Source organism: Desmonostoc muscorum LEGE 12446 (assembly GCF_015207005.2).
Lineage (GTDB): Bacteria > Cyanobacteriota > Cyanobacteriia > Cyanobacteriales > Nostocaceae > Nostoc > Nostoc muscorum.
This window is the reverse complement of the sequence record NZ_JADEXS020000001.1, coordinates 2,898,059-2,921,112: the sequence shown is the minus strand read 5'-3', so window position 1 is coordinate 2,921,112 and position 23,054 is coordinate 2,898,059. Positions and strand designations below refer to the sequence as shown.

At 42.8% G+C, this 23,054-nt stretch carries 20 protein-coding genes and 1 pseudogene; 10 read left to right on the top strand and 11 right to left on the bottom strand.

The features are described 5' to 3' along the window. The first annotated feature begins 35 nt into the window (after nt 1-35). Nucleotides 36-584, top strand: coding sequence for a hypothetical protein (locus IQ276_RS12460; RefSeq protein ID WP_235115613.1), 549 nt, complete (start codon nt 36-38; stop codon nt 582-584). Here the strand turns inward: IQ276_RS12460 and IQ276_RS12455 are convergent. Both IQ276_RS12455 and IQ276_RS12450 read right to left on the bottom strand, forming a co-directional pair. After that, on the bottom strand, nt 473-946 hold the full coding sequence (locus tag IQ276_RS12455) for a hypothetical protein (RefSeq protein WP_235115612.1): 474 nt from the start codon (nt 944-946) through the stop codon (nt 473-475). The two genes, IQ276_RS12460 and IQ276_RS12455, sit on opposite strands and share 112 nt — an antisense overlap. Nucleotides 947-1,173: 227 nt before the next feature. Further along, nucleotides 1,174-3,516 (bottom strand): alkaline phosphatase D family protein, encoded by a 2,343-nt coding sequence (locus tag IQ276_RS12450; protein ID WP_193918640.1) that lies wholly within the window; start codon nt 3,514-3,516, stop codon nt 1,174-1,176. A gap of 382 nt (nt 3,517-3,898) precedes the next feature. Between IQ276_RS12450 and IQ276_RS12445 the strand changes: the two genes are divergently transcribed. After that, nucleotides 3,899-4,504 (top strand): DUF4360 domain-containing protein, encoded by a 606-nt coding sequence (locus tag IQ276_RS12445; protein ID WP_190883230.1) that lies wholly within the window; start codon nt 3,899-3,901, stop codon nt 4,502-4,504. 306 nt (nt 4,505-4,810) lie between these two features. On the opposite strand, the gene IQ276_RS12440 is transcribed toward IQ276_RS12445, so the two are convergent. Together IQ276_RS12440 and IQ276_RS12435 are read right to left on the bottom strand one after the other, a co-directional pair. Further along, the gene (locus tag IQ276_RS12440) at nt 4,811-6,202 is read right to left on the bottom strand and encodes a malic enzyme-like NAD(P)-binding protein (protein WP_193918642.1); all 1,392 of its coding nucleotides are present in this window, start codon (nt 6,200-6,202) and stop codon (nt 4,811-4,813) included. 285 nt (nt 6,203-6,487) lie between these two features. Further along, nucleotides 6,488-6,802, bottom strand: coding sequence for a DUF433 domain-containing protein (locus IQ276_RS12435; RefSeq protein ID WP_193918644.1), 315 nt, complete (start codon nt 6,800-6,802; stop codon nt 6,488-6,490). 501 nt (nt 6,803-7,303) lie between these two features. On the opposite strand from IQ276_RS12435, the gene IQ276_RS12430 reads away from it, so the two are divergent. Together IQ276_RS12430 and IQ276_RS12425 are read left to right on the top strand one after the other, a co-directional pair. Further along, entirely contained in the window at nt 7,304-8,452 is a 1,149-nt protein-coding gene (locus IQ276_RS12430) for a hybrid sensor histidine kinase/response regulator (RefSeq protein ID WP_193918646.1), read from the top strand. A 141-nt stretch (nt 8,453-8,593) separates the two neighbouring features. Next, nucleotides 8,594-9,976 (top strand): aldehyde dehydrogenase, encoded by a 1,383-nt coding sequence (locus tag IQ276_RS12425; RefSeq protein ID WP_193918648.1) that lies wholly within the window; start codon nt 8,594-8,596, stop codon nt 9,974-9,976. A 111-nt stretch (nt 9,977-10,087) separates the two neighbouring features. Here the strand turns inward: IQ276_RS12425 and IQ276_RS12420 are convergent, their stop codons facing one another. The 3 genes from IQ276_RS12420 to IQ276_RS12410 form a co-directional block, all read right to left on the bottom strand. Next, the gene (locus IQ276_RS12420; RefSeq protein ID WP_193918649.1) at nt 10,088-10,693 is read right to left on the bottom strand and encodes a sulfite oxidase-like oxidoreductase; all 606 of its coding nucleotides are present in this window, start codon (nt 10,691-10,693) and stop codon (nt 10,088-10,090) included. A 455-nt stretch (nt 10,694-11,148) separates the two neighbouring features. After that, nucleotides 11,149-11,322: a 50S ribosomal protein L32 gene (rpmF, locus tag IQ276_RS12415; RefSeq protein ID WP_190883236.1), complete on the bottom strand. Its 174-nt coding sequence runs from the start codon at nt 11,320-11,322 to the stop codon at nt 11,149-11,151. A 268-nt stretch (nt 11,323-11,590) separates the two neighbouring features. Beyond that, nucleotides 11,591-12,037: a hypothetical protein gene (locus IQ276_RS12410; protein ID WP_190884850.1), complete on the bottom strand. Its 447-nt coding sequence runs from the start codon at nt 12,035-12,037 to the stop codon at nt 11,591-11,593. Nucleotides 12,038-12,238: 201 nt separating this feature from the next. Between IQ276_RS12410 and IQ276_RS12405 the strand changes: the two genes are divergently transcribed. After that, the gene (locus IQ276_RS12405) at nt 12,239-14,122 is read left to right on the top strand and encodes a caspase family protein (protein WP_235115611.1); all 1,884 of its coding nucleotides are present in this window, start codon (nt 12,239-12,241) and stop codon (nt 14,120-14,122) included. Nucleotides 14,123-14,268: 146 nt separating this feature from the next. On the opposite strand, the gene IQ276_RS12400 is transcribed toward IQ276_RS12405, so the two are convergent. Then, entirely contained in the window at nt 14,269-14,646 is a 378-nt protein-coding gene (locus IQ276_RS12400) for a Mo-dependent nitrogenase C-terminal domain-containing protein (protein ID WP_193920249.1), read from the bottom strand. Between the two features lie 470 nt (nt 14,647-15,116). Here IQ276_RS12400 and IQ276_RS12395 point away from each other — a divergent pair. Further along, nucleotides 15,117-15,326: pseudogene (locus IQ276_RS12395) on the top strand (anion transporter); the annotation flags it as partial. A 147-nt stretch (nt 15,327-15,473) separates the two neighbouring features. Here IQ276_RS12395 and IQ276_RS12390 read toward each other — a convergent pair. The 3 genes from IQ276_RS12390 to IQ276_RS12380 form a co-directional block, all read right to left on the bottom strand. Continuing rightward, nucleotides 15,474-17,246, bottom strand: coding sequence for a ribonuclease J (locus tag IQ276_RS12390; protein WP_193920248.1), 1,773 nt, complete (start codon nt 17,244-17,246; stop codon nt 15,474-15,476). Nucleotides 17,247-17,525: 279 nt separating this feature from the next. Beyond that, nucleotides 17,526-18,410: a 4-hydroxy-tetrahydrodipicolinate synthase gene (gene dapA, locus IQ276_RS12385; protein ID WP_190881339.1), complete on the bottom strand. Its 885-nt coding sequence runs from the start codon at nt 18,408-18,410 to the stop codon at nt 17,526-17,528. A gap of 127 nt (nt 18,411-18,537) precedes the next feature. After that, nucleotides 18,538-19,575 (bottom strand): aspartate-semialdehyde dehydrogenase, encoded by a 1,038-nt coding sequence (locus tag IQ276_RS12380; protein WP_193920247.1) that lies wholly within the window; start codon nt 19,573-19,575, stop codon nt 18,538-18,540. Nucleotides 19,576-20,183: 608 nt separating this feature from the next. Here IQ276_RS12380 and IQ276_RS12375 point away from each other — a divergent pair. The 4 genes from IQ276_RS12375 (at nt 20,184) to clpP (ending at nt 23,050) form a co-directional block, all read left to right on the top strand. Further along, nucleotides 20,184-20,366 (top strand): hypothetical protein, encoded by a 183-nt coding sequence (locus tag IQ276_RS12375; RefSeq protein WP_193920240.1) that lies wholly within the window; start codon nt 20,184-20,186, stop codon nt 20,364-20,366. Continuing rightward, the gene (locus IQ276_RS12370) at nt 20,363-20,572 is read left to right on the top strand and encodes a hypothetical protein (RefSeq protein ID WP_221705369.1); all 210 of its coding nucleotides are present in this window, start codon (nt 20,363-20,365) and stop codon (nt 20,570-20,572) included. The genes IQ276_RS12375 and IQ276_RS12370 overlap by 4 nt, the downstream gene beginning before the upstream one ends. Continuing rightward, the gene (gene tig, locus IQ276_RS12365) at nt 20,569-22,008 is read left to right on the top strand and encodes a trigger factor (protein ID WP_193920238.1); all 1,440 of its coding nucleotides are present in this window, start codon (nt 20,569-20,571) and stop codon (nt 22,006-22,008) included. The genes IQ276_RS12370 and tig overlap by 4 nt, the downstream gene beginning before the upstream one ends. Nucleotides 22,009-22,351: 343 nt before the next feature. Next, nucleotides 22,352-23,050, top strand: coding sequence for an ATP-dependent Clp endopeptidase proteolytic subunit ClpP (clpP, locus tag IQ276_RS12360; RefSeq protein ID WP_190881304.1), 699 nt, complete (start codon nt 22,352-22,354; stop codon nt 23,048-23,050). Nucleotides 23,051-23,054: the final 4 nt, after the last annotated feature.

Sequence of the window (23,054 nt, the reverse complement as noted above, 5' to 3'; positions counted from 1 at the left end):
AATATTTTTACTATGTTAACCGCACCCAATCCTTAATGTTGTTCAATGAGAAAGGAGCTTTTAAGATATTATGCTTCTGCGATCGCTCTCAAAATCTCAACTTTCAACCTCTGAACTCGGAAGTTGTACCTTTTAGCTGGAACGTTAAACCTCTGAACTTGGAAGTTGCACCTTTTTACTTGAACGTTGCACCTCTGAACTCGGAAGTTGCACCTTTTTGCTTGAACGTTGCACCTTTGAACTCGGCAGTTGCACCTTTTAGCTCGAACGTTGCACCTCTGAACTCGGAAGTTGCACCTTTTAGCTCGAACGTTGCACCTTTGAACTCGGAAGTTGCACCTTTTTGCTGGAACGTTGAGCCTCTGAACTCCAAAAAGAAAGCTCAGAACTGGGAATGTCGTGTTTTTAACTCCAACATCCAACTTCTGAGCTTTAACTTTGCACTTTTGAGGTGCAACTACGGACTTATTTTCTACAACATTGGTTCTTTAGACTCGACTTTTACAGTTCTACGGGCAAATCGTTGTCCCATTTCCAGAACTACTGCATCTAAACCCGCCCCTTGTCCACTGGCTTTGGCGTAGTTATACACTTGCAACGCGGCTGCATATGCTTCACTGCCCACTGCCAAAGAAGTATCATCCACAAGTTCTTGCAATTGTGTCAAGGACAACAACACCGGATATAACGCTTCAAATAATTGCACGTCTTTCCGCATTTCATCCAAGTCAAACGATCGCGGTAAAAACTCCGGGTTCTGCGCCGCCACCTCTAATGCTTTGCTGACAAACGCCCGACTCTTATCCCCCATCTTGGGTAAAGCCATGCGATCGTCGGGACTCAAATCAACTAAAAACGGTAGCTTTTCTTTAATGGTGCTAATCGCTTGCAACACAGCATCTCTCTCTGTTTGTCCCAGTGTTGCACTAATTCGGGTCTTAGACATAGAAATCACTCTCTAGTATATTTCTTGAATCTAGAGTGCCCACATATACAACTCAAATTTAACGTGAATTCAACGAACCTCCCCCTGTCTTGAACTAAAATTCAACTCTGTCCCTCTCCGACTCGGAGAGGGACAGGTTTTGCGTAGTAAAACCAGGGAGAGGTTTTTATGTCAAACAATTTGGGATTTTAGATTGAGCGACACAAGATCAATCCAAAATCCCAAATCTAAAATCTAAAATTCCCCAACAATGATTGATTGGGTGTTAACTGAGTTTCAAAACGACTATAAACAATTTGGGTTGGATACCAAGACGAAAACCAGTAGGAATCTTGAATAATTTGATAAGAACTACCCGCATCTGGCAACTCAAACTGAACCAAACCTAAGTTATTTAATCCAACTACTTCTCGTCCTTCTTGAAACCAGCGATATTTCCAAAACATTAGGGGTTGTAAACATCGCCTTTTGGCAATTTTCGCTCGTTTCCAAGGAGCTATAAATGATGACAAATCTGCTGTGCAGTTAGAAGTTTGAGCGCTTTGTCGAATTATCCATTCCAGCACACAATACCAGTCAGGGTCAGTTAATTGCTGGCGTTGCCTTAGCCGACTATTGGGGTAGCGTTTGGCAGTGAAGCCATCATGGTGTAATTTTTTGTCAGAAATTTCTACCATATTGGCTGGATTCATCCATCCAATCCAATATCGCAGCTTTTCTGCTAATAACCAATCTTTCATTCGTGTATGAATCAACTGCGTTATTGGTTCTTCATTTTTGATGGCACTAGAAGTTAGCTGTACTAAAACCGATCGCAATTGAGAATCGGTACGTGCATAAGACAAGCGAGCTGCAAAACTGTAGTGAATATCTCCAGACAAAATAATCACTTGTTGACGTTGCCCAAACAAAGTGTTGAGGAATTTTGCCAATGCTTCAACATTGATGTTCCAAGCATCACCAACATCTGTGGAAAAAACTTTCTCTTGCTGTAAATTCCAATGGTGAATCCAATCAATCACTTGTGAACCAAATACATTAGTAGGTGCAATCACAAATGTGGCTTGAATCTGAGTTTCTTGAGCTATTTTTTGTAAAGGCAAAACTAGTTGTTGCTCAAAGGCTTTTGGACATAGCAGCATCGGTGGAGCGATCGCTTTTTGATCGGCTGGGTAACCCCGCCAAGTCCGTGTATCCAAGACAATCACTTCATGACAATCGCTCTGGACTATGTAGTTCCAAGTAAGTGTTTCAGGATATCGAGCCAAAATGAACACTGAACCGTCTCGGACTAACAGAGGTAAGCCTGTGTGGGGATCGTTGGGTGGCATACCAACATAACGAGCGATCGCCTCATCAGCTTTTGTATCCGTTCCTTGGGAAGCTGACCAAGCTTGTGTAGCAGCCAGCAGTTTTTCCCCTGGTTGACCGATTTCAAATTGCCCTGGTGTATTGCCCCACCCTTGAAACACTGTGTAAGCTAACAGGGCATTTTGCACAACTCGCCGCCCCAAGGGACGCCCCAGGACTCGCAAACACCAAGCTTGGTTCAAATTCCAGTCATCAGTGACATCATGATCGTCAAAGATGGTGTACACGGGAATATTGGCAAGGGCGCGACGCACTTTCCCCAGGGTATAAATGAATTGCCGCAAATCCCGGACTGCCCGATTCCAGTTTTTGATGGCTCGGCGATCGCGTGTTACTTGGCGTCCTTTAGGAAATACCACTGGCCAGCACACTGGTGACCACGTTAATAAATAAGTAGCGCAATACTCCCCCAGGCTCAGGAGATGACTGGTAACTTTCTCAGATTTATTATGTAATCCTGCGGTTAAACCAGCTTCATTTGTAGCAACTCCAGCTCGTTCTCCGGGGGGCAATTCCTGGGGAGTGCAGTACATTCCACCCACAGGCAATTGTTCTTCCCAACCCAGCAGGGCATCCCCAAGGGTACTGGCAACCCACAGCGATGGATCAGCTACATCGTCACCGTAAATTTGATCTCCCGTGAGGAATAGCTGGTGAGGGCGGTGCTGGGCTTGATTTGCAGATGCCTCAATTAAGCGATCGAGAATCGGTAGGGCATCAAACCCAGAACCATGAGGTTTACGACAGGAAGCATGGACAATTTGCAAATCTTCGAGACGCCTGGGCGGTAGGGTAAAGGTTGGTTTTTGATGGTTAAAGTAGCTGATGCTAGCCGTAGGATAGGAGTTTGAGCATAATGCTTGTTGTAGCGTTTGCGGAGTCTGGTTAGCGGCAGTCAACTGGAGGTCATATGCGTAGATGCTATTGCTAGTTAGGCGATGTGCAACTGTAGACCGAGCCGTGACAGCAACAACATGAAGATACTTACCCAACGCAATAGTAGAGCGTTCCCCTGACAATAAGCAATTTCCCAGTACTTCACCATCATTTGTTGTGTCATAAACCTTGAGTTCAACTTGACAAGACTGTTTGAGTGCCACCCATACCGTTACTGATTCATGTTCAGTATGTTTGAGAATTGGCCCTGCCAAAATTAGCGGTAGTCTTTGGAAAAACTCGTCTCCAGCTTGGTATTTCATTACAAACAGTTGACAAAGTGAAAGTGGTGATGTTCTAAATGCATTGCTTTAACTTATAACGATTGACATATCATCTGATCGCTATTTTTCACGATAGTAGTTTTACTTACTCCTCTATAATCTGGCTTTATGGCCTATGCCTAGCCCAAAACCTAGATTTGGCAATAACTACGAGTAAGTTCTAACTAAGTTAACAAATGCAAAGTTGACAGTGTTAGATTTCTGATATTTTAGTTAAATTTCATCTAAAAAGCCTAAGTTTATTTGCTTGGGAAACAAATTGAGACTTGTGTAAGTCGTAGGACATACGAAAATTGACGTACCAAGTATGGTTAGAAATTTTCACTGATAACTAGTTATAAATACCCAAAAACGGTGAGTTATGAATAATCAAAATTCCCCGCAAACACCTATGAGGTTTGCACAAGCTTTTTTGGCTGCGGTTACATTAATGACTGCTTCTATTGGACCTGTCTTTGCTAGCGACAAAGTGGAAATTTTAGGTGCAGATTACGGTGGTAATGGTTGCCCTGGAGGATCTGCTAGTGTGAGTGTCAGCCCTGACGGTCAAGAGCTAAGTATTCTATTTGATAAGTTTATGGCTCTAGGAAATAATGCAGCAGAAAGACGCAAAAGCTGTAACTTGAGCATTCCAATTAAAGTACCTCAAGGCTTTCAAATTTCGCTCTACGATGCTGATTATCGGGGGTATGTTGCTCCCTCCACAATTGGCAGATTCAGAGCAGAATACTTTTTTGCTGGTCAGCGTGGCCCTGTTTTTTCTCGGACATTTAGAGGCGAAAGTGACTACAACGTTCGGCATAAATTAGTGACTGTGGCTGATGTCTGGTCAAGTTGTGGTGATAGTGTAAATATGCGGGTGAATGCTGCGATGACCGCCAGTGGTCAAGGGATGGCGACTGTTGACTCCTTTGACCTTGCCCACCGTGGTTTGGTTTATCACATCAAATATCGCCAGTGTCGGTAGCTAATACCAAGTTGTACTAAAACATAGTAACTGAACGTGAGTTCGATGAACCTCTCCCCAACCCCTCTTTGAGACGGAGAGGGGCTTTAGTATCCTGAGTTGGGCACGAAAAATTAGGGTTTTTAAGCCTCTCCCCATTGGGGTTAGCCTGCCGTTAGGCAAGCGGGGAGAGGTTTGGAGAGGGATTCTTTTCCAGTACAACCTCATATCCCAAGGTGTAGGGGCACGGCACTGCCGTGCCCTTACAGTTGTACTTCACGCTTGTGGGGAAACGTTATAAAAGCCTGGGCTAATATTTGGAATCGATCAATTCCGAGCAATACCTTCTTGACGTGCGGCGCGTTGCACAGCAGCAGCAACCGCAGTGACGACGCGCTGATCAAAGACTGAAGGAATAATGTGTTCCCGACTCAAGTCTGAAGGATTGACCAAAGAAGCGATCGCACTTGCGGCTTCTAGATACATTGTGGTGGTAATTGCCTGTGCCCGACAATCTAAGGCACCACGGAATACTCCCGGAAAAGCTAAAACGTTATTGATTTGGTTCGGGTAATCACTGCGACCGGTGGCGATGACAGCAACACTTTGGTGAATTAATTCTGGCTGAATTTCGGGAATGGGATTTGCCATTGCAAATACAATTGGGTCTTTGGCCATAGATTGCACCATTTCCGGTGTCAAAACTCCTGGTGCGCTGACTCCAATAAATACGTCTGCGCCTTGCATAGCACCTGCTAGGGTACCTTGAGCTTTCACGGCAAATTCGAGTTTTTCTTCTGTGAGGTCTGTACGACTGGTGGAGATAATTCCTTTAGAGTCGCACATCCAGATTTTTTCTGCCCCAGCTTTCCTCAGTAAGCGGGCGATGGCTACTCCAGCTGCCCCTGCACCGTTAATCACGATGCGGATTTCGCCGAGTGCTTTGTGTACCAACTTCAAGGCATTAAACAAGGCTGCTAAGGTGACAATTGCGGTACCGTGTTGGTCATCATGAAAAACCGGAATATCTAATTCCTGTCGCAATCTCTGTTCAATTTCAAAACAACGTGGTGCAGCAATATCTTCTAAATTCACACCACCAAACACCGGAGCAATATTCTTGACTGTCTGAATAATCTCATCTGTATTTTGGGTAGCAAGGCAGATGGGAAAAGCATCCAACCCGGCAAATTCCTTGAATAGCATCGCTTTGCCTTCCATAACTGGCAGTGCAGCAGCGGGGCCGAGATTTCCTAAACCTAAAACTGCACTACCATCTGTAACAATAGCAACAGTATTTTGTTTAATGGTTAATTTGTAAACTTCCTCTGGGTCTTGGGCGATCGCAGTACAAATTCTGCCGACTCCTGGCGTGTAGGCCATTGCTAAATCGGACACGCTTTTTAAGGGAATTCGGCTAGCAATGCTGATTTTGCCACCGCGATGTAAATTGAAGGTGCGATCGTAGACACTGAGTAACTTAATATCTGGCAGGGCTTTGACTGCTTGCACAATCGTCTCAGCGTGTTCGGTACTAGCAGCATCAACGGTAATATCGCGGGTAGACTCTTTGCGGGTTTGCTCGATTAAATCAATTTGACCGAGATTACCGCCCGTAGTGGCGATCGCTTGGGTTACCGACGCCAACATCCCCACGCGATTGGGAATCTGCAAGCGTAGCGTCAAACTAAAACTAGAATTAGGAGTTAGGTTTGCCATGTTGATTTAGGATTTTAAGTTTTAGATTTTATATTGAATTGCTTGGTAAAAATCTAGACAAAAGCTAAGATATAATGTTTTTCTGAAGTCAATCTTAAATCCGTAGGGTGAGTTCACACAAGTTAACGTACCTTTGTCAATTAGTAAAACTCTACACAAGATATTTTTAGCTTGCCACAATCAAGTGAGAACTCTTTTGCAGCAGCCTCCACAAATCAAGGCTTTTCCTTTGTAAATGACTGGTGTCCAGATTTCCTGACTTAAGCACCCTCACTTTGTCATTCTTCAGAATGGGGCAGCTTTTAATTTCTGATACAGAAGCGGATTGTTCTCTCGAAAAGATTCTTGCAATTTCTCAAACTCTTGCTCACCTGCTTTTAAATAACCATCAATTAGCTTTCGGTTGGCAAAATAAAAGGTAATAGCACCATAAACCTGTTCTAGTGAGAGTAATGGAAAGTTTTGAGCAATACTTTCTGGAGATTCTCCATTTAAGAAAGCATATACGACTGAATCGAGAGAAATGCGTGTACCTTCGAGCCAATAGCCTTCACCTCGTTGTTCGATATATTGCTTTGTGATGTTCGGTGCTATTGTCATAAAAATAATGGTGAATCTTTATCTAAATGTTAAGCGATGCCCAACTCTTAATTACGCCACCCATATCCGCTAAACTTGCGTTTCTTGTTATGAGTTGTGATTCTGTTGAGAATACTTGATAAATTTAAACTAGTCTGTTGAGCTAACTTAACATAAATTAATACTTAATCAGCACAAATTGTGTAATTAGGGCGATCGCCTACGCGATTTTATCTTCAGCTTCCGATAGTAGTTACTATATCAAAATATTACCTATTTATTAGTACCATTTACTGTATCCAGATTTTAAATTTTACCAGCCATAATTTTATTAGTGAGTTATTTTGTGGCAAAAATCCAGCCCAGTTCAATTGGGCAGTAAATTATAGAGTCCGTAAATACCAAGTTGCGAGTAAATAATATCTCTTAGGTAGGAGGTCAATTAAAGGAATTCACAGACAAATTGATACAAACACAACTAAAATTACAAAAATTTACTTTTACCTCATACCTAGTCGTGACATGACTTCACAATCTTCTCGCTCTGACAAAATTCTGGTTGTCGATGACTCTCCTGATAATGTGTTTTTGATCAAAACTATTTTGGAGGAAGAAGGTTACACCATTAGCACCGCAGAAAATGGTATTTCAGCATTGGCGCAATTGCAGTCATCTCCATGTGACTTGGTGCTGCTGGATTTGATGATGCCAGGTATGGACGGATACGAAGTTACTAAACACATTCGCGGTGATATGAAATTGTCACAATATATTCCCATACTGCTAATTACTGCCCACGATGCGCCCAACGTTGCCCACGGATTAGACTTGGGTGCAGATGATTTTATCCGCAAACCTGTAACAGTAGATGAATTATTAGCAAGAGTGCGATCGCTTTTGCGTTTGAAGCGCAGTATGGATGAACGCGATGAAATAGCCCGCCAGCGAGAAGATTTTGTCTCCCGCCTCACCCACGACTTACGCACTCCCTTAGTAGCGGCTGACCGCATGTTAATGCTGTTCCAACAAGGCGCTTTGGGAGCATTATCACCCCAAATGCAGGAAGTAATCGCCATCATGGCCCGGAGCAATATCAACCTACTTTCTATGGTCAATACGTTATTAGAAGTTTATCGCTTTGAAGCAGGTCGCAAAACTTTGGCATTGCAGCCTGTTAATTTAGCACAATTACTAGAGGAGGTAGCTGGAGAATTAGCACCTCTAGCTCAAGAGAAAATGCTGTTGCTAAATCTCGAATTGGCTGAGGAGTTAAAAACAAACAGAGTGATAGGCGATCGCTTAGAATTACATCGTTTATTCACTAATCTTCTAGGCAACGCAATCAAATTTACTGAGTCTGGTTCGGTGAATATTCGTCTTACTTTTCAAACCCAATTTGACAAGAATAATCAATATCAATTCTCTGGAAAATCTAATTTTGCTGAGTACATTAGCATTGAGATCGCAGATACTGGCCCAGGTATTCCCCCTGAAGAACAAATCACCATATTTGAACGATTTCGCCAGGGCAGTCACAAAAGTTCTGGTAGTGGCTTAGGACTCTACCTCACTCGACGAATTGTTGAGGCACATCAAGGTATTATTTTGCTTAATTCCGAGTTAGGCAAAGGTAGTACATTTATTGTACTTCTACCAAGAAAAACATCATAATTTTACCAATTATCAATCGATTAGTGTTTTAAATTTTGTCTAATAAAAGTTTTTCGTAGGGTAGCATAGCTGTGAAGTGTTACCACAAATATGCTACCACAGCGATAGGATTAAATAAGTAATTGTTTATGGCACGAAAAAATGATTACCACTGAATTATCTAACATTGGCGATATTATCCTGAATCAGCGTAATTTTTTTCAAACTGGCAAAACTAAAGATATAAATTTTCGCCTTGAGCAACTCCAAACACTCAAGCAAGCAATCATTGAGCATGAACAAGAAATAATCCAGGCATTACAAGCAGATTTACATAAACCAGAAGTGGAGATTTACTTGACAGAAATTGCAGTGATTAAGGATATTGATTATGCCATAAAATATATCAAAACCTGGACTAAGCCCCACAAAGTAGCCGTTTCCTTAGAATTTTTTTCCTACTCCGCCCGCATTTATCCAGAACCACTCGGAGTTGTCTTAATTATTAGCCCTTGGAACTATCCATTTCAGTTAGCGATTTCACCCTTAATAGGTGCGATCGCCGCCGGAAATTGTGCAATTGTTAAACCATCAGAAATTGCTTCCCATACTTCCAGTATTGTCGCCAAAATTATTACCAAATATTTCCAACCAGCTTATATTGCAGTGGTTGAAGGAGGCATAGAAGCCAGTGAAAAACTACTAGCAGAAAAATTTGACCATATCTTTTTCACTGGTGGTACATCTGTCGGAAAAATTGTCATGGCAGCAGCGGCAAAACATCTCACACCAGTTACTTTAGAATTGGGTGGTAAAAGTCCTTGTATAGTCGATACTGAGATTAATCTTGAACACACAGCCAGACGAATTACTTGGGGCAAATTTATCAATGCTGGACAAACTTGTATCGCCCCTGACTATCTTTTAGTGGATAAAAAAATCAAAAAAGATTTAATAGATGAACTGAAAAAATGCCTAAAAGAATTTTATGGAGACAATCCGGCAAATAGTCCTGATTATGCCAGAATTATTAGTCAAAAAAACTTTGACAGATTGGTTAAATTCCTTGAAGATGGTGAAGTTATTATTGGCGGAGAAACTAAATCTTCAGAGCGTTATATCGCCCCCACAATCATTGATAATGTCTGCTTAGAAGATTCTGTAATGCAGGAAGAAATTTTTGGCCCCATTCTGCCCATAATTGAATACAGTGATATTGGAGAAGCGATCGCCTTGATTAACTCTAGACCAAAACCCCTAGCTTTATACTTATTTTCTCAAAATAAAAACCTGCAAAACCAAGTTTTGCAGGAAACTTCATCAGGTGGAGTCTGTATCAACGATACAATGATGCAGTTTGGAGTTTCATCTTTACCATTTGGTGGAGTAGGAGATAGTGGTATTGGCAATTGTCACGGTAAAGCTAGTTTTGACACCTTTTCTCATCATAAAAGTGTATTACAAAACTCCTTCTGGCTGGATTTAAAATGGCGGTATGCTCCCTATAAAAGCAAATTACCGCTAATAAAGAAACTTCTAGGTTAAGAGGCTATTTATTGACTCCTAACCCTGCCAATTATAAGATTTTAGATTTTAGATTTCTCCTTCAATCCAAAATCCAAAATCTAAAATCCAAAATTCAATAGCTCCTAACTCTTAAAACCCAAACGCACTGCTGTAACGCTCTTCAGTCCAAGGTTCACCACGGCGGTGGTAGCCATTGCGCTCCCAAAAACCAAATTCTTCACTAGCTAAAAATTCTAAACCATTAATCCATTTAGCGCTTTTCCAAGCGTAGAGGTGAGGAACAACTAGCCGCATTGGGCCACCGTGTTCAACTGGAAGATCTTCACCAAAAACTTTAAAGGCAAAAAAGTTTTCTTCCCGCATAAAGTCATCTATGGAAATATTAGTAGTGTAGCCGCCATAGCAGTGTTCCATAATGTGGGCTACTTTGGGGTCTAGCTCAATTAGACCCATAAAATCTGTTACTTTAATACCAGTCCATTTGACATCGAGTTTAGACCAGCGCGTTACACAGTGGAAATCTGCTGTGAACTCATGTTGAGGTAGCGCCATAAAGTCTGACCAACCAAAGGTAGCAGGTTTTGCTAAACCCCAAACCCGAAACTCCCATTCTTCAGTGCTGACTTGGGGAGTTGCACCATAAGTTAATACGGGGAAACCTTTAGCTAAATGTTGACCTGGAGGAACACGTTCGTTGTCTTCTTTTCCTGGCTTCTGAAAAAATTTTCCTAACATAATGGGAGAAAAATAAGTTTTCTCAAGATATTTACCAGCTTTTGTGTTGAGTTGCCAATAAGCCTAGATACTTTTACCCTTGAATATGATTAGGCTAAAACACATTTAAGTTCCATAGTTACTTTATTTGGTTGTGCTTTGTTATTTGTCATTGGGCATATTTACAAAGAACAAAGGACAAATAACTCATGACGGTCTTAACCAGAGAGGGTATAACTCAAAAGCACATTAGCTTATTTAAGCATTACTGATAAATGATAGGTAATGGGTAATGGATGTTCCCAATTACTCACTACCAATTTTTCTGGATCTAATAAGCTTGCGTAGAGTATCTATAATTTACGGTCCAATCAGGAAAGCTAAGAAAAAGCATTTATCCATTAGTGATAAGTTTGATCGGAGAGTTTTGCCAATCAAATCTATCGATGCTGTTCATGCTTTTCCTGACTGGAAAATTATGATTCTTCTTCCTCTTCTTCAGCACTTGGATAGACGAATGTAGAACGTCCGGTCAAAATAGATTTGCCCAGAGACAGAGCTTTCTTAGCTTCGATGGCGGCTTTGTGCCTCCAAGTAGCTCGGCGTTTATCTCGTTTTGATTTGGAAGTTTTCTTCTTTGGAACAGCCATGTCAGCAGATATCGTGATTTTTGACAACCTTTTTATTTTAGGCCATTCACTGACGCCAAGGATGCCAATTTAGCCAAGAATTAAGTAAAGGTATTGGGAATGGGGATTGGGGAATGGGGATTGGGGATTGGGGAATGGGGATTGGGGATTGGGGATATTCTCCTTCTGCCTCCCCTGCCTCCCCTGCTCCCCTGCCCCCTGCCCCCTGCTCCCCATCCCCCTCATCTCCCCTCCCCACGATCCTGTTAGAACTAGATTGGAGTTATCGCTATTTTTCAAAGAACAGTAGCGATCGCGCAGTTTTGAAGTAAGTTGCCCAATTTTGAGCATCGGGGCGGTTGCGCCATTCTGGACGACCGACTTCTAATGTCAGAACTGGTGCGATCGCTCCATAATTTTGTACGGATACAATAATTGAAACATCTGTCACTAAAATATCTTGATCGAAGCTCCGCTGAGCAGCTGCTCTAGCGGCCGCTTCCGCTCGTCGGAGAATGGTTTCGTAGTTTTCTTCTGGCAGGCGATCGATTGTCAGGTCAACTCTGGCGGTGTAAGCTCGTACAACTTGAGGCGCGATCGCTTCTGTCAAAAACCACGTAGGAACAGTAGATATGAGCAAAACTACTAAAGGAACTATCCGGATTCTTCTGGCAATTTGGCTAATAACTGAAAAGGGAGTGATCGATGATGGTATGTGAGCAGAAATTTGGCTCATGACCTTGTAGCTCCTTACTGATGATCTGTAAATTGAAATTAGGTGAAAGTATTTTCCGGTCTATTAACGTAATAAAAATTACATTTTATCCTAAGATTCGATGAGAATCACCTAGACTATAAAACATCAGGTTAGCTTTGTTTTTTCGGCAAAGCCAGCCCCAATTTTCAGACCAGCAAACAATAACCGACAAAGAGCGGGATGGCAAATTACTGGGCGATCGCTATTGGCATCAATCAATATCAGTTATTTCAACCTTTAAGTTGTGCCCAAGCAGATGCTGAGGCATTAAAGGATATCTTGGTGACACAAGCAGGTTTTGTCCCCGAACATTGCCTGCTAATGACGGATACTTCACCACCAATCGCAGATAGATCCACCTATCCAACTAAAGAAAATATTTTGCTGCTGCTTGAGGATTTGGCAGCAACATATTGGCAACCCGAAGACTATCTATGGTTATTTTTTAGCGGCTATGGGGTCAACTACAAAGGCAAAGATTATTTAATGCCAGCGGAGGGTAACCCCGAACTCGTGCCTGAGACGGGCATAGAATTGCGATCGCTAATGCAAAGTCTGCAACTGACTGAAATAAATGTATTACTGCTGCTTGATATTAACCGTGCTTTTGGCACACAAGCAGATGCTCCCGTCGGCGAAGAAACCATAGAACTAGCTCAAGAATTACAACTTGCCACAATTTTTTCTTGTCAACCAGAGCAGTTTTCCCACGAGAGTAGCGAACTAGGTCACGGATTCTTTACAGCAGCTTTGTTAGAAGCTTTGCGTTCTGGTAATGGCAACAATTTGGCAGATTTAGAAAGTTACCTGAGCCTTTTAGTGCCCAAATTATGCCAGCACCATTGGCGTCCCATCCAAAATCCTGCCGTTATCATCCCATCAAGATCCCAAGTAATCTTGCCAAAATTGGCGGGGGAAGCCGATTTTCAAGCAGAAGCGGTGATTTATCCGGAAGAATCCTTTGCCATTGCCCTTGCAGCTCCTCCCCTCGACGATTACTCTAAAAATCCGGGCAGATGGGGAGAAACAACTATTAACTCCAAAGTGCAGAAGTCTAATGGTAAAGAAATTCATAAGTCGTCTGCTGGTTTAGTTTCCCAGCCGCAAGCAGACACAAATCCACCACCAGAAACTTCCATAGGAGTAAACACGAGGGGAAGATTTATCCCTGATTCTCCCCAAGCCCACGCCTCTCGACGGTCAGGGAATCAGCCAAACACCCCTTTGTGGAAACAGTTTATCTTGTGGAGTGGAGGCAGCTTGCTAGTAGCAGGTTTAATCGCGGTAGTTTTTTTGCGTAATCAAGAAACTTTTAGAATTAAGGAAATATCAAGCAGAACGCCCAATGCTGCTGCTAGTAGTCCCAAGGCGATGGAGAATTTACCAAATGACCCCTCGATAAATAAAACCATTCCATCAGTTAGACCGAAAAACCAATCTAGCGCTCAAACAGCCTCGAATTCCGAGTCGCAAAAGCGCAATCAAGCAGTATTAGATCTGGCGAAAATGTCGCTCCAAGAAACTCAGGCTAGCGATTTGAGCTTAGCGATCGCTACAGCTAGAAGAATAAAACCTGGTGAACCACTCTATGAGCAAGCTCAGGAAAATATTAAGATTTGGAGCCGGATGATTTTAGATTTAGCAGAGGGTCGTGCTAAGCAAAGACAGTATGCTAATGCTATTGCTGCCGCTCGATTAATCACCAAAGACGAGCCGCTTTATGCCAAAGCACAAGCGGCAATTAATTTATGGCGGCTAGAAGGCAAGCAGTATGTCAGCAACATAACTCTTTTAGATGCAGCTAATGCCTTAATTAAGTCCGGACAGGCATCTACTTACAACCGTGCGATCGAAGTTGCTAAAAAAGTACCATCAGGTGAACCAGGCTTCGATACCGCTCAAAAATCAATCGATAAATGGAGTGAGAAAATTTTAGATCTGGCCAAGCGTCGCGCCGCAGAAGGAGAACTCAATACGGCAATTGAAACTGCTACTTTAGTGCCAGAGGAAACAGCTTCTTACGAAGATGCTCAGGATGCCATCCAAAAATGGCGAAAAAAATAGTTGGGGATTGGGGATTGGGGACTGGGGACTGGGGACTGGGGACTGGGGACTGGGGATTGGGGATTGGGGATTGAGGATTTATTATTTTCCCTCATCTCCCTCATCTCCCTCATCTCCCTCATCTCCCGATCTCCCTCATCCCCCACTCAACAGTACTGCGATACATCTTCGCCACATTCGTCGGCTAGGTAGCACAACGCTCGGAAACGTAAACCAACCACTTCTTCATATAAGGGATTGAGCTTACACATGGGCGGAATGTGAAACAGGGTTTTCCCGAATAATTTGACATCTCGTTCAAAGGGACACTGAGATGGAATCAGTTGGCACAAGCGGTGAGCTAGTTGGCGATCGCGGACTTGAATGCAATCTACCCGCTGCTTTAAAGGTTGGAGAATATTCCAGTAGGACTTGGAAACAGAACGGCCTAGCTGAGTTCCTCGATCGTCACTAGTCTCTGGTTGATTGATTGAGACCCAGCTTGCCAGAAAAATCTTTTTTGTGGTATTATCAAATACCTTCATGGTTAATCCTCTGTGTTATTGAGGCTGTTCACCTATCTGGTGAATTTATACAATGTGGCAACGAACTTTCCGGAAGATTCGTGTCCTGACTACGATACAATTTAATACCTGATTAGCCACTTAAGTCAGAACCTAATTTATTACTACGTCAAGTTAACCGCAATTTTCGCGGGATCGGTAGTGTAGTAATGTAATCTTGTTCGTAGCTTGACACAGTTTAAATTTTAGTGAAGACATCCACCGTTGGGTAGGTTTTAGTGTAACATTTACAAAACTTAAAATAAAAGGTTTTTGAAAGTATTTTTTGTAAGTGTAAATAACGGTAACACCCTGGTGGGCAGCCTTTACTCTCCGTGTTTGTGCGTTCTTGCTTATTTATATTCTGTTAATTGCTGGCTGAATGCGGCAGAAACAGAGAAAAAAATTTCCCTTAACCCAACAAAGTCTGCCTAACTAGGATAATCAGGCTAATATTAGTGATTTTGCTACAATTTGCAACCTATAGCGTGTTAGGGCTAACTTAACTTACCTGGGATTATCACTAGGCTATATTCCGGGTTTACGCATGAACCGCGCGACTATTGCTTTAGATGTTCTAAATTTACAGGAAGCATGGCACGGCCTTTTTTTTCAATGACACCATAGCGCTAATTTTTACACCCTTAACGTTGAGTCAGACTTAAACTTTGGGTTTAAATCCGATTCCTTATTTACTAGCGATCGCCTTGATACTGTTCAATGCCTTCTCTCAATCTCACACAAAAGCGCAAAGACGCTGAGAAAAACTTTGCGTCTCTGCGCCTCTGCGCCTCTGCGTGAGCTTATTATTAAGATGCCACCTGAGCAGCAGTCCGTGTCCGCCGTCTTCTCCCATCGGCAACTTTCACTGGTGGTTCATCAGGAATTTGCATCAACAAAGTCACAGATGGTTGACATTGCAGCTCTCGACGAATGGAACGTTGCAATTCTCGCTCCAAAGTTCCTTGCAATCCACCCCAATCTATATCTGCTGCTTCACCTCCCCCAGCAGAAAATTCTGACCAGCGCACAGTGAGAATTTCTTCAATCCGCTGTTGTACCCATTTTTGCAGGAGCGATCGCTCTAAACTTGTAACAACACCCCGGAGGTGAATTTCTGGTTTTGCCAACAGTTTCCCATTCCAATCAATGGCGGCGGCAATAGTGACAATACCTTCTTCTGCCATGCGTTGCCGTTCTTGCAGGACTTTGGCACTCACCATACCAGAACTTGTGGTATCTACCAATTCAATACCAGATGAGACCTTACCAGCAACCCGGATGGAGTTTTCAGTTAGTTCTACAACATCACCATTTTGAATAATGATCATGTTTTCTGCTGGTATACCCATACTCTGAGCCGTTTCGGCGTGCTTCACCAGCATTCGATGTTCGCCGTGGAATGGCACAAAGAACTTCGGTCGAGTTAAAGCAATCATCAGCTTTTGCTCTTCTTGACAGCCGTGACCGGAGACGTGAATTCCTTTGTCCCGACCATAGACTACCTTTGCCCCTTGAATCATCAATTTATCGATGGTATTGACTACAGCAATGGTATTTCCGGGAATCGGGTTAGCCGAGAATACTACTGTATCGCCTTGGCGAATTTTTATGTGGGGGTGTTCTTTATTGGCAATGCGGGTCATTGCTGACATTGTTTCGCCTTGGGAACCTGTAGTCAGAATTAACACGCTTTCATCTGGCAGGTTGCGGACTGCGTGCAATGGTTGCAGCAGATTATCCTCACACTTGATATAGCCTAGATTGCGGGCATGAGCAATCAAGTTGAGCATGGAACGCCCCACCACCGTTACTACACGGTTTTGCTTCTTGGCGATATCCAAAATCATGTTGATGCGATGGACACTGGAAGCAAAGGTAGTAACGAACAATCGCCCAGTGGCTTGACTAAATACTCTCTCCAGATTGGGATAAACTGAACGTTCTGAAGGTGTAAACCCTGGCACTTCTGCGTTAGTGGAATCACTTAATAAGCACAGGACGCCTTTTTCCCCATGTTCTGCTAGTCGTTGCAGGTCAAACTTTTCACCATCCACTGGGGTGTGGTCAATTTTAAAATCCCCTGTGTGGATAATTACACCAAGCGGCGTATGAATGGCAACAGTAAAACTATCAGCTATGGAATGGGTATTACGGATATATTCCACCAGAAAGTTTTTGCCAATCCGCACCACATCACGTGGTAGAACTTTTTTTAATTCTGTGCGATCGCGTACTCCTGCTTCTTCTAATTTACCCTCTAGCATTGCCATTGCTAGTCTTGGACCATAAATCACAGGTATGTCAAATTGTTTGAGATGAAAAGCAATTCCACCAATATGGTCTTCATGACCGTGGGTAACGATCATCCCTTTAATTTTGTGGCGATTTTCCCGCAAATAGGTCGTATCTGGAAGAACAATATTGACTCCATGCATCGCCTCTGTGGGAAAAGCCAATCCTGCATCTAACAGAATAATTTCATCGTCATATTCAAAAACACAGGTATTTTTTCCAATTTCATGCAAACCGCCCAAAGGAATAATTTTCAAGGCGGAATTGTTAGCTTCGTTTTTAGCCATTTTCTCCTTTGATTGTTACTTTTTGTTAATTTAGTTGATAGTTAACGAACTTGTATTTCAAACAACCTCAGTTGTCTTTTGAATAAGTCCCAAAGCGATCTTCTTTTAATTGAGATTTTCAATTGTTTATTCAATAAAAAGGACGGTAGACTAAAGGGTTCATAGTATATCTATTAGTCCTATTACAGGTTTTTAAATAGCGACCTGTTAACAATTATGGTCATTGTTTATATGTATGTTTGGCAAGCACCAGATTAGTAGCACTCAACCAGCTGGTGGCTAGATTAAACTAAGTTCTTTAAGAACCGCCTCTAACTTTTGACTTACTTCTGAGTCCGCTTCGCATAGCGGCGGACGAGTTGAACCAACCTCCCAACCTTGAAGTTTCAGTGCCTTTTTAATTGGAATGGGATTTGAAGTGAGAAATAAAGCTTTAAACAACGGGAAGAGTTGGAGATGAATGTCGCTTGCTACCTCAATTTTACCCGCACTAAAAGCCTGGATCATCTGCTGTAGTTGGTTGCCTACCAGATGAGATGCCACACTTACTACACCCCTTGCCCCAATCGCTAACATGGGCAAAGTCATGTAATCATCACCAGAGTAGATCTGAAATTCTTTTGGTGTCAAGCGGCGAATTTCACTTGCCTGATCTATGCTACCAGTGGATTCTTTTATCCCGACAATGTTACTCACCTCAGCTAACTGGGCAACTGTTTCTGGCTGGAGGTTTTGTCCGGTACGACCGGGGACGTTGTATAACAACAGTGGTAAGTCGGGACAGGCTTGTGCTATGGCCTGAAAGTGTGCTTTTAATCCCGCTTGCGGTGGTTTGTTGTAATAAGGAACAACCTGTAAGGAACCGTGTACTCCTATTTTAGCCGCTTTTTGGGTAGCAGCGATCGCTTCTTTGGTGGAATTTGAACCACAACCTGCTATTACCTTGGCTTTTCCTGCCACGGACTGCAATACTTCGACAAACAACTGGTACTCCTCCTCCCAATTCAGGGTAGGGGATTCTCCTGTTGTGCCACATACCACCAAAGTATCTGTACCATTGTTAGCTAGATGCGCTGCTAGTTCTGCCGCTAGATGGTAGTTGACACTACCATCTGCTTTAAACGGCGTAATCATAGCGGTTAAAACATTGCCAAAATCTCCCACCCTCTTTGTCACTCCTAATTACCCATGTTTTTATATTTTGGTGGTTTTCTATTGTAATAATCTATTTACAAATTGATTTCAAGTGTCCTTTGTCAGTTGTCCTTTGCTAATGACTAATGACCAATGACTAATGACTCGTAACTAATGGTTTGAGTAGATTTTTCTCTACCAATAATTCGGCAATTTGTATTGCATTCAATGCTGCTCCTTTCCGGATTTGGTCGCCACATAACCATAACTCCAAACCACAAGGATGAGAAATATCCTGGCGAATTCTTCCCACTAGAACTTCATCCCGACCTGTTGCTTCAATTGGCATCGGAAAGTGATTATTTTCCCAGTCTTCTACCAATTTTACTCCAGGAGCAGAATTTAAAATTTCTTTGGCTGCTTCTACACTAAAGGGAGTTGCAAATTCTAAATTAATTGCTTCTGAGTGAGCGCGGAGTACGGGAACCCGTACACAAGTCGCAGTAATTCTGATTTCCTGGCTGCCAAAAATCTTTCGGGTTTCGTTAACCATTTTCATTTCTTCCTCACAATAACCCAAATCGTTTAATGGCGAGTTGTGGGGGAATAAATTAAATGCCAATGGGTAAGGCAATACTTCGGCAACTGGTGGCTGTCCTTGTAGTATAGCGCTGGTTTGGGTTTTCACTTCTGCCATTGCTCTTGCCCCAGCACCACTAGCAGATTGGTAAGTTGAGGCTACAATCCGTTGCACTGGTTTAATTTTATGCAATGGCCATACTGCCACAGTCATTAAAATCGTTGTGCAGTTGGGATTAGCAATAATGCCTTGGTGATTGGCTGCGGCTTGGGGATTTACCTCTGGTACTACTAAGGGAACTTCGGGGTTCATCCGGAAGGCACTGGAGTTATCAATTACCACTGCGCCTTTTTCCACGGCGATGGCTGCCCAAGTTTTAGATGTGGAACCACCTGCACTAGCCAATACTATATCAACGTTTTCAAAGGCGCGATCGCTTACTGGTTCTACTGGTATATTTTCCCCATTAAACCGTAGCGATCGCCCTGCACTCCGTTCTGATGCCAATAATTTCAACTCAGCAACGGGAAAAGTACGGCTTTCTAATAATTCCAGCAACTCTGTACCAACGGCACCAGTTGCTCCCAAAATGGCTACACGATAGGATTTAGACAAACTCGCTTCCTCCTTTAAGAGGTTTGTGTGTAATTTTTTGGAACAATTGTTAATTTACTTATATTTAAATGGGGATCGCACTTGGGAAATACATTTTGAATAAATTTAGATTTTTTTCTAATTTAGTCTATATTTATCAATCTAAGACATTTATTTTTTTGGCTATTTCATAAATTTAAGTGATGTTCCACATTAGAATCATTACCTGTTCAATCTTGACATTAATTTTAAACTATATATTACTATACAACAAACCGCAATTTAACATATTGACATATCTGCACTTGAGCTTTTCAGAGGTCTTCTACGTAGAATATGGAATAAACGTCTTAGTTGCAAAATGAATTATCAAAATCACAAATATACTGTATATTCAAACGTAATCAAGCTAGTACAACATTAAACTTAGCTATTGGGCTAGACAACAGATGCGCTGTGCTACAACAAGTTAATAGCTAGACTCAATACTATAACTATAACTTTAGACTACTAACTACTAGTGGTTGAGAACCAGGATATCACGGCGTCAGCCCACTGAATAATTAATTCGTGAATTCTCAGTTTGTTTGTGGAAGTGGGGAGTGGAGAGATGAGGGGGATGAGGGAGTGTGGGGAGAAAAACTCTTACCTCCTCACAGGCTAAACGCGCCGCTACCGCTAACAGCACTGCTAATGCCCAATGCCCAATACTTCTCTACGAGAGGCTGCGCCAACGGCAACTCTTGGAGACGCTACGCGTAGCTTGCTTCCCCGTAGGGATACGCTCAGTACAAGTGTCCTATGCCCAATGACTAATTGTTATGAAGCTAAAGTGTCAACTCTCTGGACATTGGCAGTACACTGGAACTTTGCCCCAGGACAACTATCCATTTTTGGATATCATGAAGCCTTGTGGCAACCTCCCATTGCCCCTAAGAGACATCAAGCCATAAACGCGAACTTGCGTCTTGTGTGTACTCGGAGTTTAAAATACCAGAAAACTAGAGACGAAGCATGAAAGTCACCCAGGAAAAACTTCCCGCCAGCCAAATTGGCTTGGAAATAGAAATTACGCCGGAAATTACCAAGCAAACTTACGAACAAGTCATTAAAAACTTAGCGAGTACTGCCAATATTCCTGGGTTTCGCAAAGGCAAGGTGCCTCGGCCAATATTGCTACAACGACTGGGTACGACTCGAATTAAGGCAGCAGCCTTGGAAGAACTAATTCAAGATGGCATTGAGCAAGCAGTTAAACAAGAATCTATCCAGGCAATCGGCCAGCCGCAATTGCGCTCGTCATTTGAGGATTTGATTAATAATTATGAACCTGGAAAACCCCTGACGATTTCGGCGGCTGTCGATGTCGAACCAGAAGTAAATTTAGTGCAGTATACTGATTTGCAAGCTCAAGCTGAGGAAATCAAGTACGAGCCAGAACGAGTAGAGAACACTCTGGACAAGCAACGTGAAGAACTGGCAACATTGATTCCTGTAGAAGGACGTGCAGCCCAAATCGGTGATATTGGCGTAGTCGATTTTAAAGGTGTGTTCTCAAAAGTCGAGGGCGAAGAGGAAGCAGGCGAACCAGAAGCGATTCCCGGAGCCGAAGCGACTGATTTTCAGTTGGAGTTGCAGGAAGATAAATTTATTCCAGGTTTTGTCTCTGGTATGGTGGGCATGAATCCTGGAGAAACCAGAGAAATTGCGGCGCAGTTCCCAGATCCATATGCTAATGAAGATTTAGCAGGAAAAGCAGCAACTTTCACCGTGACGCTCAAAGAAATCAAAGAAAAAGAGCTACCAGAATTAAATGACGACTTTGCCCAAGAAGTCAGCGACTTTGAAACTTTGGAGGAGTTGCGCGCGTCTCTGGTAGAGCGATATCAAAAAGAAGCCCAGGAAAAAACCAGAACCAACAAGCAAGAAGCCTTGTTAACGGAACTGCTCAAGCACGTAGAAGTTGACTTGCCAGCAACGTTAATTGAGAAAGAAGTGGATGCAATGCTGACTCAAACAGCGATTCGCTTGTCTCAGCAAGGACTAGATGTGAGGAAGTTGTTTACTCAAGATATTATTCCTCAATTACGGGAGCGATCGCGCTCTGAAGCAATTGAACGCCTTAAACGTTCTTTATCTATACGCGAAGTCGGTAAACGCGAATCTATCGAAGTCACACCAGACGAAATCGCAGCCAGAGTCACAGAACTTTTACAAGAATATCCAGATGAGCAAGATATTGATGAAGAAAGACTGCGCTCAATGGTCGAAAATGAACTGTTAACCGAAAAAATCGTTGACTGGCTCTTAGAACACTCCTCAGTTGAACTTGTACCCGAAGGCTCCTTGAATCTAGCAGAGGAAGCTGAAGCAACAGAATCAGATGCTGATCGTGATGTACCTGAGACAGAAGAAGAAAACAGCGAACCTTCCGCAGAAGCCACACCAGAGTAGTGAAAACCCCACAGGCATCATTCACCACTCTTGAGCTAAAGTACTGGTGAAATGGGTAAGCTAAAAGAGATGAGGGAGATAAGGGAGATGAGGGGGATGAGGGAGATGAGGGATTAAGAATTAATAACCAGTCCCCAGTCCCCAGTCCCCAATCCCCAGTCCCCACAATTAAAGAATTTTCAGGAAATAGTGACATCGTTTGCGTCTGGGCTTGATACTGTGTTACACGAGAGGAATTTATATGAGGCATAATGGTTAACACGTAGCTTAAATAAAAATCCCACTCGTCAACAAGGCAGCATCTGCTGCTGAGACCTCTATCCCAATTATCGTTAAATCTTCTATGCTTGTATCGCAGTCGGGAAATAATCCCATCAGCAACTTCAGTCGAATAAACATTAACTCCCAGTTGAGCAGCCCTAACAACATCGTGCCGATGGTGGTAGAACAATCCGGTATGGGAGAAAGGGCTTTCGACATCTACTCCCGCCTGCTGCGAGAGCGGATTATCTTTTTGGGAACGCCAATAGACGATGCCGTTGCCAATTCAATTGTTGCTCAGTTATTATTCCTGGACGCTGAAGACTCAGAAAAGGATATTCAACTGTACATTAATTCTCCTGGCGGGTCGGTCTACGCAGGGATGGCAATCTATGATACAATACAACAAATACGCCCCAATGTTGTTACCATCTGTTTTGGATTAGCCGCGAGCATGGGGGCATTTTTGTTAACAGCAGGGACTGCCGGTAAGCGAATGTCTCTACCCGACTCCCGGATTATGATTCACCAACCACTTGGTGGCGCTCAAGGCCAAGCTATTGATATTGAAATTCAAGCCAGAGAAATTCTTTACGTTAAGGCGAAGTTAAATCAGTTACTATCTCAGCATACTGGTCAACCTTTAGAAAGAATCGAAGCAGACACTGAGCGCGACTTTTTCATGTCGGCAGAAGAGGCCAAGAACTACGGTTTGATCGATCAGGTCATTTCCAGGCAAAATCTTCCCACAGCAGGGGAAAACGTCACCATTCTGAAATAAGAGG

Bases quoted from the DNA above. Each gene is read 5' to 3' on its own strand.
- IQ276_RS12460 (WP_235115613.1), top strand. From the start codon at position 36: ATGTTGTTCAATGAGAAAGGAGCTTTTAAGATATTATGCTTCTGCGAT.
- IQ276_RS12455 (WP_235115612.1), bottom strand. From the start codon at position 946: ATGTCTAAGACCCGAATTAGTGCAACACTGGGACAAACAGAGAGAGAT.
- IQ276_RS12450 (WP_193918640.1), bottom strand. From the start codon at position 3,516: ATGAAATACCAAGCTGGAGACGAGTTTTTCCAAAGACTACCGCTAATT.
- IQ276_RS12445 (WP_190883230.1), top strand. From the start codon at position 3,899: ATGAATAATCAAAATTCCCCGCAAACACCTATGAGGTTTGCACAAGCT.
- IQ276_RS12440 (WP_193918642.1), bottom strand. From the start codon at position 6,202: ATGGCAAACCTAACTCCTAATTCTAGTTTTAGTTTGACGCTACGCTTG.
- IQ276_RS12435 (WP_193918644.1), bottom strand. From the start codon at position 6,802: ATGACAATAGCACCGAACATCACAAAGCAATATATCGAACAACGAGGT.
- IQ276_RS12430 (WP_193918646.1), top strand. From the start codon at position 7,304: ATGACTTCACAATCTTCTCGCTCTGACAAAATTCTGGTTGTCGATGAC.
- IQ276_RS12425 (WP_193918648.1), top strand. From the start codon at position 8,594: ATGATTACCACTGAATTATCTAACATTGGCGATATTATCCTGAATCAG.
- IQ276_RS12420 (WP_193918649.1), bottom strand. From the start codon at position 10,693: ATGTTAGGAAAATTTTTTCAGAAGCCAGGAAAAGAAGACAACGAACGT.
- rpmF (WP_190883236.1), bottom strand. From the start codon at position 11,322: ATGGCTGTTCCAAAGAAGAAAACTTCCAAATCAAAACGAGATAAACGC.
- IQ276_RS12410 (WP_190884850.1), bottom strand. From the start codon at position 12,037: ATGAGCCAAATTTCTGCTCACATACCATCATCGATCACTCCCTTTTCA.
- IQ276_RS12405 (WP_235115611.1), top strand. From the start codon at position 12,239: ATGGCAAATTACTGGGCGATCGCTATTGGCATCAATCAATATCAGTTA.
- IQ276_RS12400 (WP_193920249.1), bottom strand. From the start codon at position 14,646: ATGAAGGTATTTGATAATACCACAAAAAAGATTTTTCTGGCAAGCTGG.
- IQ276_RS12390 (WP_193920248.1), bottom strand. From the start codon at position 17,246: ATGGCTAAAAACGAAGCTAACAATTCCGCCTTGAAAATTATTCCTTTG.
- IQ276_RS12370 (WP_221705369.1), top strand. From the start codon at position 20,363: ATGACTAATTGTTATGAAGCTAAAGTGTCAACTCTCTGGACATTGGCA.
- tig (WP_193920238.1), top strand. From the start codon at position 20,569: ATGAAAGTCACCCAGGAAAAACTTCCCGCCAGCCAAATTGGCTTGGAA.
- clpP (WP_190881304.1), top strand. From the start codon at position 22,352: ATGCTTGTATCGCAGTCGGGAAATAATCCCATCAGCAACTTCAGTCGA.